Raw genomic sequence first — 16,275 nt, forward strand, 5'->3', positions numbered from 1 at the left:
TGTCTTTATGACACTGCAGGTAATTATTTATTTTCTATTAACCAATATTTATTAATTATGAAACATTATTACAGATTACTCTTTTTGTTATTGTTTCCTCTACTCGTGTCTGCCCAGCTGGCTCACGGAAAGAAAGTAGTGGGGTATTATGCACAATGGTCTATTTATGCAAGGGACTTTAATGTTCCTAAAATTGATGGAAGTAAGTTGACGCATTTGAATTATTCTTTTTATGGGACAACTTTTGATCCTGCCCATCCGGAGAATACCAAATTACATTGTTTGGACACCTATGCTGATTTTGAGCATATGGAAGGCGGAATCCCATGGGATGCTCCGATAAAAGGAAACTTTTATGATTTGAAGAAATTAAAAGAAAAGTATCCTCACCTAAAAATCTTAATATCTGTTGGAGGATGGACAAAAGGCCAGGATCTTTCTCCAATTGCTGCAAGTCCTGTAGCAAGAGCTGCTTTGGCTGCAGACATGGCCAACTTTATTACAACTTATCCTTTTATTGATGGCTTTGATATCGATTGGGAATATCCTCTTTCTGGCGGAACTGACGGAACAGAAGTGGTAAACGGTTCTCCGGTTCCTCCACAAAAGTACAGCCCTGATGATAATAAAAATTTGGTTTATTTACTAAAAGCCATGCGTCAGGCGATGCCAAATAAATTAGTTACAATTGCTGCCGGAAACAATGTTAGAAATGTTTCTAAACAATATTTAGGACCAAATAACAGAGCCCAATATGGCATGGCAGAAGATATCTCGACTTATTGCGATTATATCACCTATTTCGGATATGATTTTGGCGGAAACTGGTACGATAAAACCTGTTACAATGCTCCATTATATGCAAGCGGTAATACAAACGATCCGCTGTATGGTGCAGCTCAATCTGAATCATTAGATGAATTAACGAATCAGTACTTGAATGTTATTGGTTTTCCTGCCAATAAATTAATCATGGGATTGCCTTTCTACGGAAAAAAATTCGATCACGTAGCCAACAACGGAACAAATCCAAATTTACCAGGATTATTCGTTTCGGCACCACGAGATATTGTTCCAGGATGTACAAATCCGCAAAATCCAATAGGTACATGGGATGGTTCGGGAGCATGCGAACGTTCAGGAAGTATAGAGATCTGCGATTTAGTAGGTAATCCTGTTACCAATTCGCACGCTTATTTAGATCCAAATACAATGCAGGTAACACCAGCAGCAGCTTCGGCAGGATGGGTTCGTTATTTTGACAATACAACCAAAGTGCCTTATTTATACAATTCGACTTTAAAACAGTTTATCAGTTATGAAGATAAACAATCTATGGATTTAAAAGTTCAATATATTAAATCAAAAAATCTGGCCGGTGGAATGATTTGGGAATTATCTCAGGATACAAGAGGTTCTGTCCCTAATGCATTACTAAATCAGGTAGATACCTCTTTCGGAAGCATTGTTGTCGGAACTGTCAGCATTGCCGGTTCTGTAAAAAATGGATCAGCTTTAGTTTCAGATGTTACAGTAGAATTGCGCAATGCGAGCAACGTTGTTTTGCAAACCGTTGTTTCTACAACGGGTAATTTTACATTCAGTAACTTAACTTCAGGACAAAATTATACATTAACAGCTTTAAAAGCAACTTATACATTTACACCCGTAACATTATCAAACGTAACAGTAAATCAAACAGCAGTTGTTATTAACGGGACGCAGCCAACGTACACAGTAAGCGGAACAGTTCTTAACGGAACGACTCCAGTTTCTGGTGTAACTGTTACAGCGACAGCAGGATCAACAGTTTTAACAGCAGTTTCTAATGCAAGCGGTCTTTACAGCGTTGCAGGTTTAACTGCTGGCCTGAATTTTACGGTTACTGCAGCAAAAACCGGATTTTCTTATACTCCGGCTTCAACAGTGTACAACGCAATTGATGCCAGTAAAACGTTGAATTTCATTCAGGGAGCAGCAGTTGTTAATTACACAGTAAGCGGAACAATCTTAAATAATGCAGCTCCGGTTTCTGGTGTAACAGTTACAGCATCTTCATCAGCAGGAAACTTTACAGCAGTTACAAATACAAGCGGAACATACTCGCTGAGTTTACCTTCCGGAGGCAATTATACTGTAACCGCTGCATTAACAGGACAAACTTTTACTCCAGCCTCAACAGTTTATTCTAATTTGAATGCAGATAAAACCTTAAACTTCGCACAGAATACAGCTGTTAGTGCAAGTAAAATCAGCGGAACAGTTAAAAATGGAACAACTCCGGTTTCTGGTGCCAAAGTCGAAATAGTTTTACCTTGGACAGATAACACACATAACTGGAAAAGTGTAATTGCAATAACAGATGCGCAGGGAAAATATAGTTTTGATAATTCAGTTGTAGCAGGATATACAACAGTCACAAGTTTGAAATTAAATTCTTGGGAAAATGGGGAAGTAGCTTATTTTCCAAATAATCTGGCAAACTTTGCAGTTCCTGCAAACCCGGCTGTTTATGATTTTAATACAAACGCTGCAGCAAAAACTGCAAAAATCTTAGCTGCAAACTTAATCAGCGGAACAGTTAAAAATGGAACAACTCCGGTTTCTGGTGCCAAAGTTGAAATAGTTTTACCTTGGACAGATAATACACACAACTGGAAAAGTGTTTTGGCAACAACAGATGCACAAGGAAATTATACTTTCGATAATTCAGTTGTAGCTGGTTATACCCAGATTTTAAGTTTAAAATTAAACTCATGGGAGAATGGAGAAGCAGCTTATTTTCCAAATAACCTGACAAACTTTGCAGTGCCAACAACGCCAACGGTTTATGATTTTAATAGACAAGCGGTGGTTGCAACTAAGCCAGTGGTTGCTATTACAGCGCCAACAGCTTCGGCAATTGCTATAAATTTAGGAGCAGCAATTAACTTTGTTGCAACTGTTGGATTAAGTGCTTCTGATGCTACTACAATCTCATCTGTTGTATTTAGTTTAGATGGACAAAGCTTGACTGCTTCCAATTCTTCGGGAACTTATACAGCGATTTGGACACCAGCAGCAAATCAGTTTTCGCTTACACATACGTTAACCGTTACAGCTACTGCATCAAACGGAACAACAGATGTAAAAACATATAGTTTTACATTAAGTTGTTCAGGAGCAAACTGTCCAAATTCATTGCCTGTAATTACTTGGAATTCACCATCGAATACTACTGTAAACCAAAGTTCTTTTCAAGTAGTGCCAATTTCAGTTTCAGCTGTTGATAGTGACGGATCAGTTTCAGGTGTTACTATTACAATAAACGGAGGTACATTTAATATGACAGCCGCCGCAAATAATACCTATACGTATAATTTTACACCATCTGCTTATCAGGATTATCCAGTTGTAATTAAAGCAACCGATAATAAAGCTGCTGTAACTACATTAAACAATACAATTAAAATTGCTCCAGTGAGCACTAATAGATTCATTCCGCTTCCATCTAAAATTATTTTAGGATATGCACACTCTTGGGAAAATACTGCAGCTCCATTTTTATATTTTTCTCAAATGGTGGGAAGTAAGTTTAACGTAGTGGATTATTCTTTTGTAGAAACAGTTAATCGTGATGGTTATACACCAGTATTAACTACAAATGACACTAGATATTTGACCAATGGAGTCTTCAATAAACAATTGTTGAAAAATGATATAAAATCCTTAAGAGATAGCGGTGTTCCGGTTATAGTTTCTATCGGAGGTCAAAATGGTCATGTTGTTTTAGACAATGTAACTCAAAAAAATATTTTTGTTAATGGTCTAAAAGCAATTATCGACGAGTATCAATTTGATGGAGTTGATATTGATTTTGAAGGCGGATCGATGAATTTTAGTGCAGGAGGTTTAAGAGATATTTCTTATGCGGGTATTTCTGCTTATCCAAGATTAAAAAACGTAGTAGATGCTTTCAAAGAATTAAAAGCTTACTACGGCCCTGGATTTTTATTAACTGCAGCTCCGGAAACACAATACGTACAAGGAGGATATTCTACCTATACAGATACTTTTGGTTCCTTCCTTCCAATCATTCAAAACTTGCGTAATGAATTAGATTTGTTAGCTGTACAATTGTATAATACAGGAGGAGAAAATGGACTAGATAGTCAGTATTATGGTTCAGCTAAGAGAGCAAACATGGTAACAGCCCTAACCGATATGATAATAAAAGGGTATAATATTGCTACAACAGGAATGCATTTTGATGGTTTACCGCCTTCAAAAGTTCTTATTGCATTACCAGCTTGTCCAAGTGCAGCAGGAAGCGGTTATATAACACCGGCAGAAGGAGTTAGTGCTATGCATTATTTAAGAACCGGAACCACTTTTTCAGGAAGAACATACACTATGCAGCCAGGCGGACCATATCCTTCTTTAAGAGGTTTAATGACTTGGTCTGTAAACTGGGATGCATCTTCTTGTGGTAATTCATCTGAATTATCTAAAGCTTACGCCGCTTATTTTGCATCGCAGTCTGCAGCAAAAACATTAGCTGCCGATACTATTTCTTCAAAAAACAATGTAGTCATGGCGTATTTTACAAATAATACATTGTCAGTTACAAATGATAACCAAGATGTCGCTCAGGTTGAGGTATTCAACTTTATGGGACAAAATCTGGTAAGTCACAGAAATGTTCAGAACAATAAAGAAGTGCTGTTGCAGCATCACAGTTTTTCTTCTAAACAATTGTTTTTAGTGGTCGTAACAGACAAAGCAGGAAACAAAAAATCGGTCAAAGTAATGAACTTTTTAAATTAATATAAGGATTAAAAATTTAGAAATAAAAAGGTGGGAGGGTTAAAATTGAGTTTGGTTATTTATTTTTTAATCTAATTTTTATTTCGAATAAATGCTTTGAATCGAGGTGATTTGTTATTTGGTTTTCACTTTGAGGAATGCATTATGAACCTGGCAATTTTTATTGCCAGGTTTTTTTATGGTTTGTAGTTGTCATTCCAGTAATAATTACGGTCGAAACGACTTTTTAAAAAATCAGTTAATTCTAAAGTTTCAGAATCCAGAATTTGTGATTCGCTGTATTCTAAAGAGTAATTAATATCTAAAATATCGATTTCAATACCTTCTTTATCAATATGCCGGCTGTATTTAGAAAAATATAATTCATCATTATCTAAAGGAGGATTTGATTTTTTACCTCTTTTTATTTCTTGTAATATGATTTCAGATTTAAAATTAGGGATTCGAATAACCTTCTTAAAACTTCCATCTAAGTTAAAAATAACAGCATTGTTCGGATTTGGATAAAGGATACTATTTTTGAATATTGCAATCACATATTCTAAATTTGCAGTGGGAAAACCTTCAACGGTTCCGTTTTTATCAAAAATATTGATTTCATTTCCATTATATTCCCAGGCAATTCCAAACTTTGTTCCTTTTAAAAAATCACTACTTGTATTCTTATCTACTTTATCAAAATAAAATAGATGAGGCTGATAGATATCTATTGAAATACTGATACCATTTTCATTCTTTTTTTTCCAGTTTTTAATCATAAATTGATTTGAGATATTCTATTTTTTCGCATTTTTTACAGACCAATTTTCAGGAATTTTGCCGGTACAATACAATTTCGAATCTACCGCATTTTGAATATTCGATAAATCGTTCTCCTCCCTTATTTTTATCACTTTCATCAAAAGCGATATCCCTGATTTTTAAAGATTCATAATTACAGCTTGGGCAAGAAATTACGACATCAATATTTAACCTGAATTGTTCAACAGCATCCAGCTATTTTTCTCTTTCTTCCATAAATGATTATTTGATGCCTTATTTTACTTTGCAATATTTAATTATACAAGATATTAAAAGGATGTGACAAATAAGCTTCTGATCTGCTTTTAAATTATATGGAACAAAGTAAATCTATTTTTTTAAGTATTTTTGCTTTTGAAATTATCGCATATAAGCTTCATGAAAAAATTAATCAGCATTATAATCACATTTTTAGTTTTCACTTCCTCTTTCAGTCAAAATAAATTCGGAAATCCAGAAGTAAATACAATCCAAATTCAGAAAAATTTTAGCGAATGGTCTGTTTATCAAGCTAAAAATATAATGCTTTCCAGAGATTTTACAGCTCTTGATGCAGCTTCAAAAGAAATTTCAAAAGAAACATTTCTGGATCAGCTGGCCAATGGAAATTTCATTCCAATTAGATTAAAATCTGAAGCAGGAATGTATGTTTATAAGCTATTCAAAATTCAGCCAAAATCAGATACCAGTATAAAAGCAACCATCAACCAGATTGGTTTTGATGCTCTTAAGAATTTCGAAATGGAAGGAAAGGCTTTTCCTAAATTTTCTTTTAAAGATTTAGAAGGCAATTTAGTTTCTAATGAATCCATGAAAGGGAAAATTATTGTGATAAAATGCTGGTACATACACTGCACGCCCTGTATAAGAGAATTTCCGCAGGTAAATAAACTTACAGAAGAATACAAAAACCGAAAAGACATTCTATTTATAAGTTTAGCCGAAGATTCTCCGGAACAATTAAAAACATTTTTGGTCAGAAAGCCATTATCATATGCTGTAATTCCAGATATGAAAATTTACATGAATGAAGCTTTGCAGTTGAATTCATTCCCCACACATTTTATTTTGAATAAAGAAGGTATGATTGTCAAAGTTTTACCCAATTTTGAAAGTTTAGAAGTGGCGCTGGCAAAAGAAAGTAAACTCTAGATTTTTTTAACCATATAAGTACATATAATAGATTATAAGTAATGTTGCGTTTAAATTTAAAAAAATAAGAAATTATAAGTGTTTAGTTTAAATGTGCTTATATTACTTATATGGTGAATTTTGAAGTTAGTAGATTATAAGTTTAGCTTTAATGAACTTATATCACTTACATGGTGAGAAAAATTAAACCTTTTTCCGTACTTTTGCACCAAATTAATTAAAAAGACATTCATGTTAACAGTCAATAATTTATCAGTTCAATTTGGCAAACGAATTTTGTTTGACGAAGTAAATACCACATTCACTCACGGAAATATTTACGGCGTTATTGGAGCCAATGGTGCTGGAAAATCTACCTTTCTTAAAATTATTTCAGGTGATATGGACCCAACTTCCGGGCACATACATTTAGAACCAGGCAAGCGTATGTCGGTTTTAACCCAAAACCACAACTTGTTTGATGAGCATACGGTTTTGGAAACTGTTTTAATGGGGAATAAAGTTTTGTACGCTGTTAAAAAAGAAATGGATGAGCTTTATTTGGACTACAACGACAAAAATGCAGACAGAATAGGGGAGTTACAAGTTCAGTTTGAAGAAATGAACGGATGGAATGCAGATTCTGATGCTGCTGCAATGTTGTCTAACTTAGGAATTAACGAAGAACATCATTATACCACGATGGGTGATTTAGAGGGAAAAATTAAAGTTCGTGTGCTTTTGGCACAGGCACTTTTTGGAAACCCGGATTTGCTTATTATGGATGAGCCTACCAACGATTTGGATTTCGAGACAATCGCCTGGTTAGAAAATTTCTTGGCAAATTATGAAAATACTGTAATCGTAGTATCTCACGACCGTCACTTTTTGGATGCGGTTTGTACACATATTTCAGATATTGATTTCGGAAAAATCAATCACTATTCAGGAAACTATACGTTTTGGTACGAGTCTAGCCAATTAGCGGCAAAACAACGTGCACAGCAAAACAAAAAAGCCGAAGAGAAGAAACAAGAATTAGAAGAATTCATTCGTCGTTTTAGTGCAAACGTTGCAAAATCTAAACAAGCAACTTCTCGTAAAAAAATGATTTCTAAATTAAACATTTCAGAAATCAAACCTTCAAGCCGTCGTTATCCTGCAATTATTTTTGATCAGGATCGTGAAGCCGGAGATCAGATTTTGAATGTAGAAGGTTTAGCCGCGTCTGTAGATGGTGAACTTTTATTTAAAGATGTTCATTTGAATATGGCAAAAGGCGATAAAATAGTTCTTTTCTCTAAAGATTCTCGTGCTACAACTGCTTTCTACGAAATCTTAAACAATCAACAGACTGCAGATGCTGGAAATTTTGATTGGGGAATTACAACCAATCAGGCTTATCTTCCTGCTGAAAACCATGGTTTCTTCGAAAATGATTTAAGTTTAGTAGATTGGTTACGCCAATATGCTAAAACAGAAGAAGAACGTGATGAGGTATTTATTAGAGGATTTTTAGGTAAAATGATTTTCTCTGGAGAAGAAGCTTTAAAAACAAGCCGTGTTTTATCTGGAGGAGAAAAAGTACGTTGTATGTTGTCTAGAATGATGATGGAACGCGCTAACGTTTTAATGCTGGATGAACCAACAAATCACTTAGATTTGGAGTCTATTACAGCTTTTAACAACTCATTAAAAAACTTTAAAGGTTCTGTAATTTTTACAACACATGACCACGAGTTTGCACAAACGGTTGGTAACAGAATTGTAGAATTGACACCAAACGGAGTAATTGACCGTTACATGACATTTGACGAATATCTTGATGATGAAAAGATTCAGGAACAAAGAAAAAAGATGTACAATCTTTAATAAAAACAAAAATGCCCGTTATGATTATAACGGGCATTTTTTTTATGTTTTACTTTCTAAAAAATCGGGCGAAAATCCAGATGATAATTGCGATGATAAAAACCACAATAAAAATCCCGACTCCCATTCCGGCTTTAAAAATATCTCCAATAACTTCGCAGCTTGTAAATGAAAATAGTATTACGAATACCATTAACAAACGTGTAATGATTTTTTGCATGATTTTGCTGTTTTAAAATTTGAATAATAAAATTACTTCAGGAATCAGGAAAAAATTTTATAGAATTTATGGAAAAAGTTTTATGATTTTGAGGACAGTCAAGATTTTTATTCTCCAATAGTTCCTGTCTTCACTTCTCCGGCTCGTTTGTAACTCACAGCAATTACGCCGCTTGGTGTAATCGTACTTTCTATTAAAGTAAACGCCGACGGAATTGCTCCATCATCAAACAATTTTTTTCCTTTACCCAGAATTATGGGATGAATTTTTAAGGCAAGTTCATCAACCAAATCATTTTTAAGCAAAAGTTGTACAAGCGTTGCACTTCCCCAAACTTTAATATCGCCGCCTTCAGAATTTTTAAGTTTTTTTATATCTTCTATGGTAGAAAGGAATTCAGAGTTTTTCCAATCAGAATTTTGTCGGGTCGAAGACAAAACGTATTTACTGACTTCATTAATTCCCGGCCAGCCTTCTGCATGTTTCGGCCAATAGTCTTCAAAAATATCAAATGTTTTTCTGCCTAAAAGAATATCCGCAGGTTCCATTTGTTTTTGCATCACTTTTCCATATTCTTCATCTCCAAAAGGTGCCACCCAGCCTCCATATTCAAAACCGCCCGATGTATCTTCATCAGGTCCGCCTGGCGCCTGCATTACTCCATCGATTGTAATCATCGATAAGACAATTATTTTTCTCATAGTCGTAAGTTTTTTTGTTTTTCAAATATACTTAAATTGATTGTTTTTTTAGAATAAAAACATGTTAAGTAGCATAAAATGAAAGTATTGAAAGAAAAAAGCAGACTGTTTTTAAGTTTATAATAGATCAGTTAAGTTATTATTTCTAATACTTTTTTCTTTACTATTTCAAGTTCAAATAATGGAACAGTCGCAAACTGAATTTCTTTACTGTATTTTTTCAGTTCATTAAAAATCATCTCCTTTTCATGCATCAATTTCCATAATACAATTATACTGTCGTCTTTTTTATAAGAATAAATTTCAAAATCATCTGTGAAAGTAGATCCTATAACGGCATAGTCGGAACGTTTTTTTGACTTAGATTTCAAGACTTCAAAGATTTCGATCTCATTTCTATTTTCAAGTTCAAAATTGATTTCTTTTGAATTAATAATTTCATCAATTAAAGAAATTAGATAACCATTCAAATAAATTAAATCTTCACTTGTTCCTAGAAAACTATTTTGCAGCCATAATTTTCCATAACCCATTTTTGGATTATTTTCGTTTGCAATAAGCTCAACAGCAAAAGTCTCTTTGTTTCCTATTATCATATTTTATTTAGAATAATTACTTTTTGTTCACTTTAAGTTGAATATATTTTGCAGTACAGCCATCAGTAATCTAAACATTTGAAGCAGTAGTCAATACTTTGTTTATGTGGTCGTTAAAGATGTCTGTTAACGTTCTTAAGATTGGCAAGGTTATGAACTTATGAGCTGATTATTTTCTGTCAAATTGTAAATTTTTTACGAACGTAAATACGAGTTTACCGCAAAAATCAATATTTTACAACCAGTGCCATTTTGTCCATTTGCTTAATTTTATTTTAGTTTTTGGTTTTCCATATAACTTTTCATCATTTTCTTTATTTGGCACTATTTGCAAAAGTTGATTCCAAGGAATTCCTCTAAAACTATTTCCAATTTTGTATTCTCTATATAGTTTAAGATTGCCAATTGTTTCAAACTCTATTTTTTCTCTTTTAAAATCTACAGCAGTAACCATTCCAATTTGAGAAATATCATTAACCTCAATTTTAATTTTGCCAAATTTAGCAAGCAAATGATTTACATCTTTTTCTCTTTTTATATAAACTTCTGCTTCTTTGAAATCATTAATTGTTGGTTTTTCAATTTTGCTTATATCGGTTAATGCTATAAAATTTGCACCAATTTCTGTATTTTGTTCGTCTGTTAATACTAAAGCACCTCCATAATTCCCATCAATCATTTTAAAAATGAAGCAATCCCCTTTTTTAAATATCGAATTATAATATTTTGTTATAACTATTTTTTTAGCAGTTTTTTTCTCTGTTTGGAGTTTTGTTAGAAATTTATTTAAATCAATTTCACGTTGTTTGATATCAACATCAGTTGCTTCTAACTCTTTCCAGATTAAAAGGTCACTTTTAGATTCTATTATCTTTTTTATTTTTTCTAATAGTGGATTCTCTAATTGTTTGCATTCCCATTGACACAAAGCCAAAGCAAACCAAAAATTATTTGAATCGCTTTTGTTTTCGATTAATTCTTTGTTTTCTGTAACTAATTGATCAGAGATTTCTTTGACAGATTTTCCTTCATTGTACAACTTAAAAAAGTCATCATATATATCTGACGAAGTGTCGTTTGATTTAATTCCTGTTCCCCAAGTTCCCATAAATTGTTTTTTGTGTCGTTATAATGTATTAGTTATAAGACGGTTTTAATCCTTGTATGTTTGCATTACCTTTTCTAACTCAATTTTATTTTCCTTATTAAATGGTATTTCTAAAAAAATCCAATCTACATTCGATAAAAATTGTTGAAACTTTTTCTGTATTATTGACTTTACAAAATTGGAATTATCTTGAAAAGAATCTACTCCAATTCTTAGATGAATATCAATAACATAATTAAATTCTTTGTTATTTTGGAAAAGAAATGTGTTACTCAAAAATTGATTTGGTGTCAATTTAACATATGCTGACAGACTTGCATTTAACTTAAATACTCCATAATACCATTTTTCGAAGTTGTACCAGCCATAACCATCATCTGTCTTTATTTCAAGTTGCAGGTCAAGTGATTTTTCAATCAATTCAGAAATTTTCTCAATAGACTCATTTGACTTTAAACCAACATAATATGAAGTTGATTCATAGCCATAATAAACTAAGTTGCTGATTAATTCATCATAGGATTTTAATCTTATTCTCTCTTCGTAGCCATCTTCGGCATACTCTAATTCAAAATATACAATTTCGGGTATTTCATATTCGTTTTCAACATTATAACCATAGTCAAAACACAATATTGTATGACCGCCCATATTTGAAAGAATAGGAAGTCTGTCTAAATACAGAAAATTTGTATTTGTAGAACTTTCTAATTTCTCTTTATCCATGTATTCTAATAAAACATCCTTTAAGGTCTTATACCCATTGTGATTAATTATTGGATCAAAAGTAGCGTCATTACATAAAAGTTCGTTTACTTCTCCGTTATAATTCAAGGCACTTTTCCATAAATGACCACCATTTTGTAGCTTCATATGTTCTCTGTAAAGTTCTGGAAATTTAAAACCAATTTCGATTTCTTTTTGAACGATTTGCTCTTCTGTTCTTCCAATGGTTTGTTCACTAAAACCTTTTGCAGGCTGTTTCCAAATATCTTTCATATCATTACCTTATTGATGTTAAGGTTTTTGTCTAATAAATACTGCCAACTCTTTGTATAATAAATATAGAAATAAGTTACTAGTGCTAAAATATCTATAAAAAGTATAACTTTTATTATTAAAGACTTCTCAAAACCAAAAAAAAATATTTCCCCACCCAACACCCCAACAAATAAATTCTGATTTCGTATATTTGCCCAACCAAACATCACACTTAATTATGAGCCAAAAAGTATTACTTAATTCAAAAGAAGTTACTATCATACTCCATCGTTTGGCTTGTCAGTTAATCGAAAAACATCTTGATTTCTCTGATACTATTCTAATCGGGATTCAGCCGAGAGGCGTTTATTTGGCAGAGCGTTTAAAACAAATTTTAGAAAACGAATACCAGACACCTGAAATCTCTTTAGGATATCTGGATATCACTTTTTTTAGAGACGATTTCCGCAGAACCGATAAACCATTAGAAGCCAATAAAACTCAAATCAACTTTATAGTCGAAAATAAAAAAGTCATTTTTATCGATGACGTTTTGTTTACAGGACGAAGCATTCGCTCTGCATTAACTGCAATTCAATCTTTTGGCAGACCTTCAGAAATCGAATTGTTGGTATTAATCGACAGACGTTTCAGTCGTAATCTTCCAATTCAGCCCGATTACAGAGGCCGTCAGGTTGATGCTATAAATGGGGAGAAAGTAATAGTGAGCTGGAAAGAAAATGATGGTGAAGATGTTGTTCATTTAGTAACAAATTAGTTTAATCGTCAAATCGAAACAATTAAACAAATCAACAAAATCAACAGTTAAACAAATAAACGGTTAAACAATAAAAAAAATGACAGAGAACGAAGCGTTTATTTATGAATCAATTTTTAATCAGATAAGAATGGGATTTCTTTCTCTTGATGAGATTCAGGAAAATATTCTGGAAGAAATTGAAGATAACGAATTTGACGATGAAATCTCAGAAGAATGGGCTTTTGATAAAATAAGAGAAGAATACCAAAAGTTACTTTCAGAAAGTAAACAATGGAAAAGTCCGACAGATACTGAAAGGCTTATAAAAGCGTTTGATGAATTATGCGGAGAAAATATAATTGCGCTTCATAATGCAGGTTACACTACAAGTGACGGAGAATATGAGGTAGTTGAAGTTGAAAGAGAACTTCAGGAAAATGAAGTCGAATCTGACGGTTATTGTTTTTATCACGAACAGGATTTAGTCAGAGCAGTAGCTGTTGAAAATCCGAGTTTGTATATCGCTTTCCAAAAAGTTGATAATTCTGATGATGCAGTTACAATCGAGGTTGGAAAAAAAGTTGCCGAAGTTTTACGAAACAATGGTTTTGAAGTAAACTGGAATGAAACTTCAAGATCGAAAATTGAAATTCCGGGTTTCAGATGGCAGAAAATTTTTGATGAAGATGCAAGAGATCTGCAGGATTACAGCGAGGTTGTAGACAGAATGATTCAATAGAGTAGCTGCTCTTTAAAGAAGCATTGAAGAACTGAATAATTTCAGAAATTCAGGAACTTGACAAATAATATTAAAGAAACAAAAATGAAAGAATTAAGCGTAAATCATTTATTAGGAATAAAATACATCAACGAGAATGATATTAACCTGATTTTTGAAACGGCAGATCATTTTAAAGAAGTCATCAACCGACCAATTAAAAAAGTTCCTTCATTACGAGATATTACCATTGCCAATATTTTCTTTGAAAACAGTACCAGAACCAAACTCTCTTTTGAATTAGCGCAGAAACGTTTATCTGCAGATGTTATTAGTTTTTCTACAGCTCAGTCCTCGGTAAAAAAAGGAGAAACCCTGATCGATACTGTAAATAATATCCTTTCCATGAAAGTAGACATGGTTGTAATGCGCCACTCCAATCCCGGAGCGGCTTATTTTTTATCTAAAAATGTCAAAGCCAGTATTGTAAACGCAGGAGACGGAGCACACGAACACCCAACTCAGGCATTATTAGACAGTTATTCTATCAGAGAAAAATTGGGTGATGTTGCCGGAAAAAAAGTGGTTATTGTTGGCGATATTCTGCATTCGAGAGTTGCCTTATCCAACATATATGCTTTGCAGATGCAGGGCGCAGAGGTAAAAGTATGCGGACCAAAAACATTAATTCCGAGATATATTGAATCGCTCGGTGTTACGGTAGAGCCGAATTTAAGGAAAGCATTAGAATGGTGCGATGTTGCGAACATGCTTCGTGTACAAAACGAACGTATGGATGTAAATTTCTTTCCTTCAACACGTGAGTATGCACAACAATACGGAGTTGATAAACCACTTTTGGATTCTCTCGGAAAAGAAATCGTAATCATGCACCCGGGGCCAATCAACAGAGGAGTTGAGATAACTTCTGAAGTAGCCGATTCTGATCATTCAGTGATCTTAAATCAGGTAGAAAATGGCGTAGCGATCAGAATGGCTGTTATTTATCTTTTAGCTTCAAAAATTCAATAATTCGATATTGTTTCAAGTTTCAGGTTTCAAGTTTTGACAAACGGTCGACAAACCTGAAACTTGAAACTTGAAACTTGAAACCTGAAACTAAAAAATAAAAAAACTTCGTACCTTAGCTTTTGTAAAACAAGCCCTATAATTATAAAATGAAAGTAGATCAAAAAGGACATACCGTTACGATTAAAGATACACAAAAAGATGTAAATTCTTTTCTTGAAAAAGTTACGCAGCAGTTTAAAACCTTTGAAAAACACAATATTATAATCGATTTGTCATCAGATTCTGCATTGACAGAAAAAGATTTGAAGCTTTTTCTGCCTCTTTCTAAAACACATAAAAAAGCAAAAAAGTCTTTTGTAATTGTGGTGTCTGATCTTGATTTTAACGCTATTTCAGATAAATTACTTGTTGTTCCTTCACTTTTGGAAGCACACGATATTATCGAAATGGAAGAAATCGAAAGAGACCTCGGGTTTTAATTTTAGATTTTAGATTGTTGATTTTAGATTATCACTGAATCTAAAATCTTATTATCAATTCTAAAATTTTTATCAATCTGAAATCTAAAATCAATAATCTAAAATGAAGTTAACCATACTTGGCTGTTATGCCGCAACTCCCAGAACGCTTACTAATCCGACTTCGCAGGTTTTAGAAATTAAAAATCAATTGTTTTTAATTGACTGTGGTGAAGGTACTCAGGTACAGCTTCGAAAAAACAAGATTAGATTCTCAAAAATTAATCACATATTTATTTCTCATCTTCATGGAGATCATTTATATGGATTAATCGGAACCATTTCGACTTTTTCCCTTTTAGGAAGAACTACCGATCTTCATATTTACGGTCCAAAAGGAATTAAAGAATTAATTCTTCTTCAATTAAAATTAACGGAATCCTGGACGACCTATAATTTATTTTTCCATGAATTAGAATCCAAGGAAAGTGAAGTTATTTTTGAAGATAAACGTGTTATTGTAAAAACAATTCCGCTAAAACATCGTGTTTATACAAACGGTTTTCTCTTTCAGGAAAAACCAGACGAAAGAAAACTAAATGTGGAAGCCGTAAAGCAATATGACATACATATAGCATATTACCAGAAAATAAAAAACGGAAGTGATATTACACTTGATGACGGTACTGTAATCGAAAACGCAAAACTTACTTTTGATCCTGTAAAACCAAAAAGTTATGCTTTTTGTTCAGATACGGTTTATCATGAAGCCGTAGTTCCGATTATTGAAAATGTAGATATTTTATATCACGAAGCTACATTTTTGGAATCAGAAGCCAGACTTGCAGAAAAAACGCTGCATTCGACAGCAAAAGAAGCGGCAAGAATTGCGGTTAAAGCAAATGTAAAACAATTGATTCTAGGGCATTATTCTACAAGATATGATGGAATTGAATCTTTTAAAACCGAAGCTCAGGAAGTTTTTCCAAATGTTCTTTTAGCAGATGATGGAGTTTCGTTTGAGTTTTGAATTTAAAGTTTCTAAGTTTCTGAGGTACTAAGATTCTGAGTTTTTTCTTTTGAAACATGAA

The 16,275-nt window shown here is 33.1% G+C and carries 14 protein-coding genes; 8 read left to right on the forward strand and 6 right to left on the reverse strand.

What is annotated here, in order from left to right; all coding sequences use genetic code 11:
• The first annotated feature begins 57 nt into the window (after positions 1 to 57).
• The gene (chiA, locus tag B0A68_RS03160; protein ID WP_035683203.1) at positions 58 to 4,806 is read left to right on the forward strand and encodes a T9SS-translocated chitinase ChiA; all 4,749 of its coding nucleotides are present in this window, start codon (positions 58 to 60) and stop codon (positions 4,804 to 4,806) included.
• Positions 4,807 to 4,982: 176 nt separating this feature from the next.
• Here the strand turns inward: chiA and B0A68_RS03165 are convergent, their stop codons facing one another.
• Complete coding sequence (locus tag B0A68_RS03165; RefSeq protein WP_035683205.1) at positions 4,983 to 5,564, reverse strand: hypothetical protein; 582 nt, start codon at positions 5,562 to 5,564, stop codon at positions 4,983 to 4,985.
• 421 nt (positions 5,565 to 5,985) lie between these two features.
• Here B0A68_RS03165 and B0A68_RS03170 point away from each other — a divergent pair, with 421 nt between their 5' ends.
• Positions 5,986 to 6,759 carry a TlpA family protein disulfide reductase gene (locus B0A68_RS03170; RefSeq protein WP_035683206.1) on the forward strand — a complete coding sequence of 258 codons (774 nt, stop codon included), beginning with the start codon at positions 5,986 to 5,988 and terminating at the stop codon, positions 6,757 to 6,759.
• Positions 6,760 to 6,990: 231 nt separating this feature from the next.
• The gene (locus tag B0A68_RS03175; protein ID WP_035683207.1) at positions 6,991 to 8,610 is read left to right on the forward strand and encodes an ABC-F family ATP-binding cassette domain-containing protein; all 1,620 of its coding nucleotides are present in this window, start codon (positions 6,991 to 6,993) and stop codon (positions 8,608 to 8,610) included.
• 49 nt (positions 8,611 to 8,659) lie between these two features.
• Here the strand turns inward: B0A68_RS03175 and B0A68_RS24390 are convergent, their stop codons facing one another.
• The 5 genes from B0A68_RS24390 to B0A68_RS03195 form a co-directional block, all read right to left on the reverse strand.
• Complete coding sequence (locus B0A68_RS24390; RefSeq protein WP_165571328.1) at positions 8,660 to 8,830, reverse strand: hypothetical protein; 171 nt, start codon at positions 8,828 to 8,830, stop codon at positions 8,660 to 8,662.
• A 107-nt stretch (positions 8,831 to 8,937) separates the two neighbouring features.
• The gene (locus B0A68_RS03180) at positions 8,938 to 9,531 is read right to left on the reverse strand and encodes a dihydrofolate reductase family protein (RefSeq protein ID WP_035683211.1); all 594 of its coding nucleotides are present in this window, start codon (positions 9,529 to 9,531) and stop codon (positions 8,938 to 8,940) included.
• A 131-nt stretch (positions 9,532 to 9,662) separates the two neighbouring features.
• Positions 9,663 to 10,127, reverse strand: a complete 465-nt coding sequence (locus B0A68_RS03185) for a hypothetical protein (protein ID WP_035683213.1) — start codon at positions 10,125 to 10,127, stop codon at positions 9,663 to 9,665.
• A gap of 235 nt (positions 10,128 to 10,362) precedes the next feature.
• Positions 10,363 to 11,235, reverse strand: coding sequence for a hypothetical protein (locus tag B0A68_RS03190; protein WP_035683215.1), 873 nt, complete (start codon positions 11,233 to 11,235; stop codon positions 10,363 to 10,365).
• 45 nt (positions 11,236 to 11,280) lie between these two features.
• A complete protein-coding gene (locus B0A68_RS03195; RefSeq protein ID WP_035683217.1) occupies positions 11,281 to 12,234 on the reverse strand; it encodes an SMI1/KNR4 family protein in 954 nt (317 codons plus the stop codon).
• A gap of 220 nt (positions 12,235 to 12,454) precedes the next feature.
• On the opposite strand from B0A68_RS03195, the gene pyrR reads away from it, so the two are divergent.
• The 5 genes from pyrR to B0A68_RS03225 all read left to right on the forward strand — a co-directional run bounded on the left by pyrR (position 12,455) and on the right by B0A68_RS03225 (position 16,214).
• Entirely contained in the window at positions 12,455 to 12,994 is a 540-nt protein-coding gene (gene pyrR, locus B0A68_RS03205) for a bifunctional pyr operon transcriptional regulator/uracil phosphoribosyltransferase PyrR (protein ID WP_035683222.1), read from the forward strand.
• 79 nt (positions 12,995 to 13,073) lie between these two features.
• A complete protein-coding gene (locus tag B0A68_RS03210; RefSeq protein ID WP_035683224.1) occupies positions 13,074 to 13,715 on the forward strand; it encodes a DUF6891 domain-containing protein in 642 nt (213 codons plus the stop codon).
• Between the two features lie 84 nt (positions 13,716 to 13,799).
• The gene (locus B0A68_RS03215; protein WP_035687982.1) at positions 13,800 to 14,726 is read left to right on the forward strand and encodes an aspartate carbamoyltransferase catalytic subunit; all 927 of its coding nucleotides are present in this window, start codon (positions 13,800 to 13,802) and stop codon (positions 14,724 to 14,726) included.
• Positions 14,727 to 14,872: 146 nt separating this feature from the next.
• On the forward strand, positions 14,873 to 15,205 hold the full coding sequence (locus B0A68_RS03220) for a hypothetical protein (RefSeq protein WP_035683226.1): 333 nt from the start codon (positions 14,873 to 14,875) through the stop codon (positions 15,203 to 15,205).
• Between the two features lie 103 nt (positions 15,206 to 15,308).
• A complete protein-coding gene (locus B0A68_RS03225) occupies positions 15,309 to 16,214 on the forward strand; it encodes a ribonuclease Z (RefSeq protein ID WP_035683228.1) in 906 nt (301 codons plus the stop codon).
• Positions 16,215 to 16,275: the final 61 nt, after the last annotated feature.

Origin of the sequence: Flavobacterium reichenbachii (genome assembly GCF_002217435.1) — a bacterium.
Taxonomy (GTDB): domain Bacteria; phylum Bacteroidota; class Bacteroidia; order Flavobacteriales; family Flavobacteriaceae; genus Flavobacterium; species Flavobacterium reichenbachii.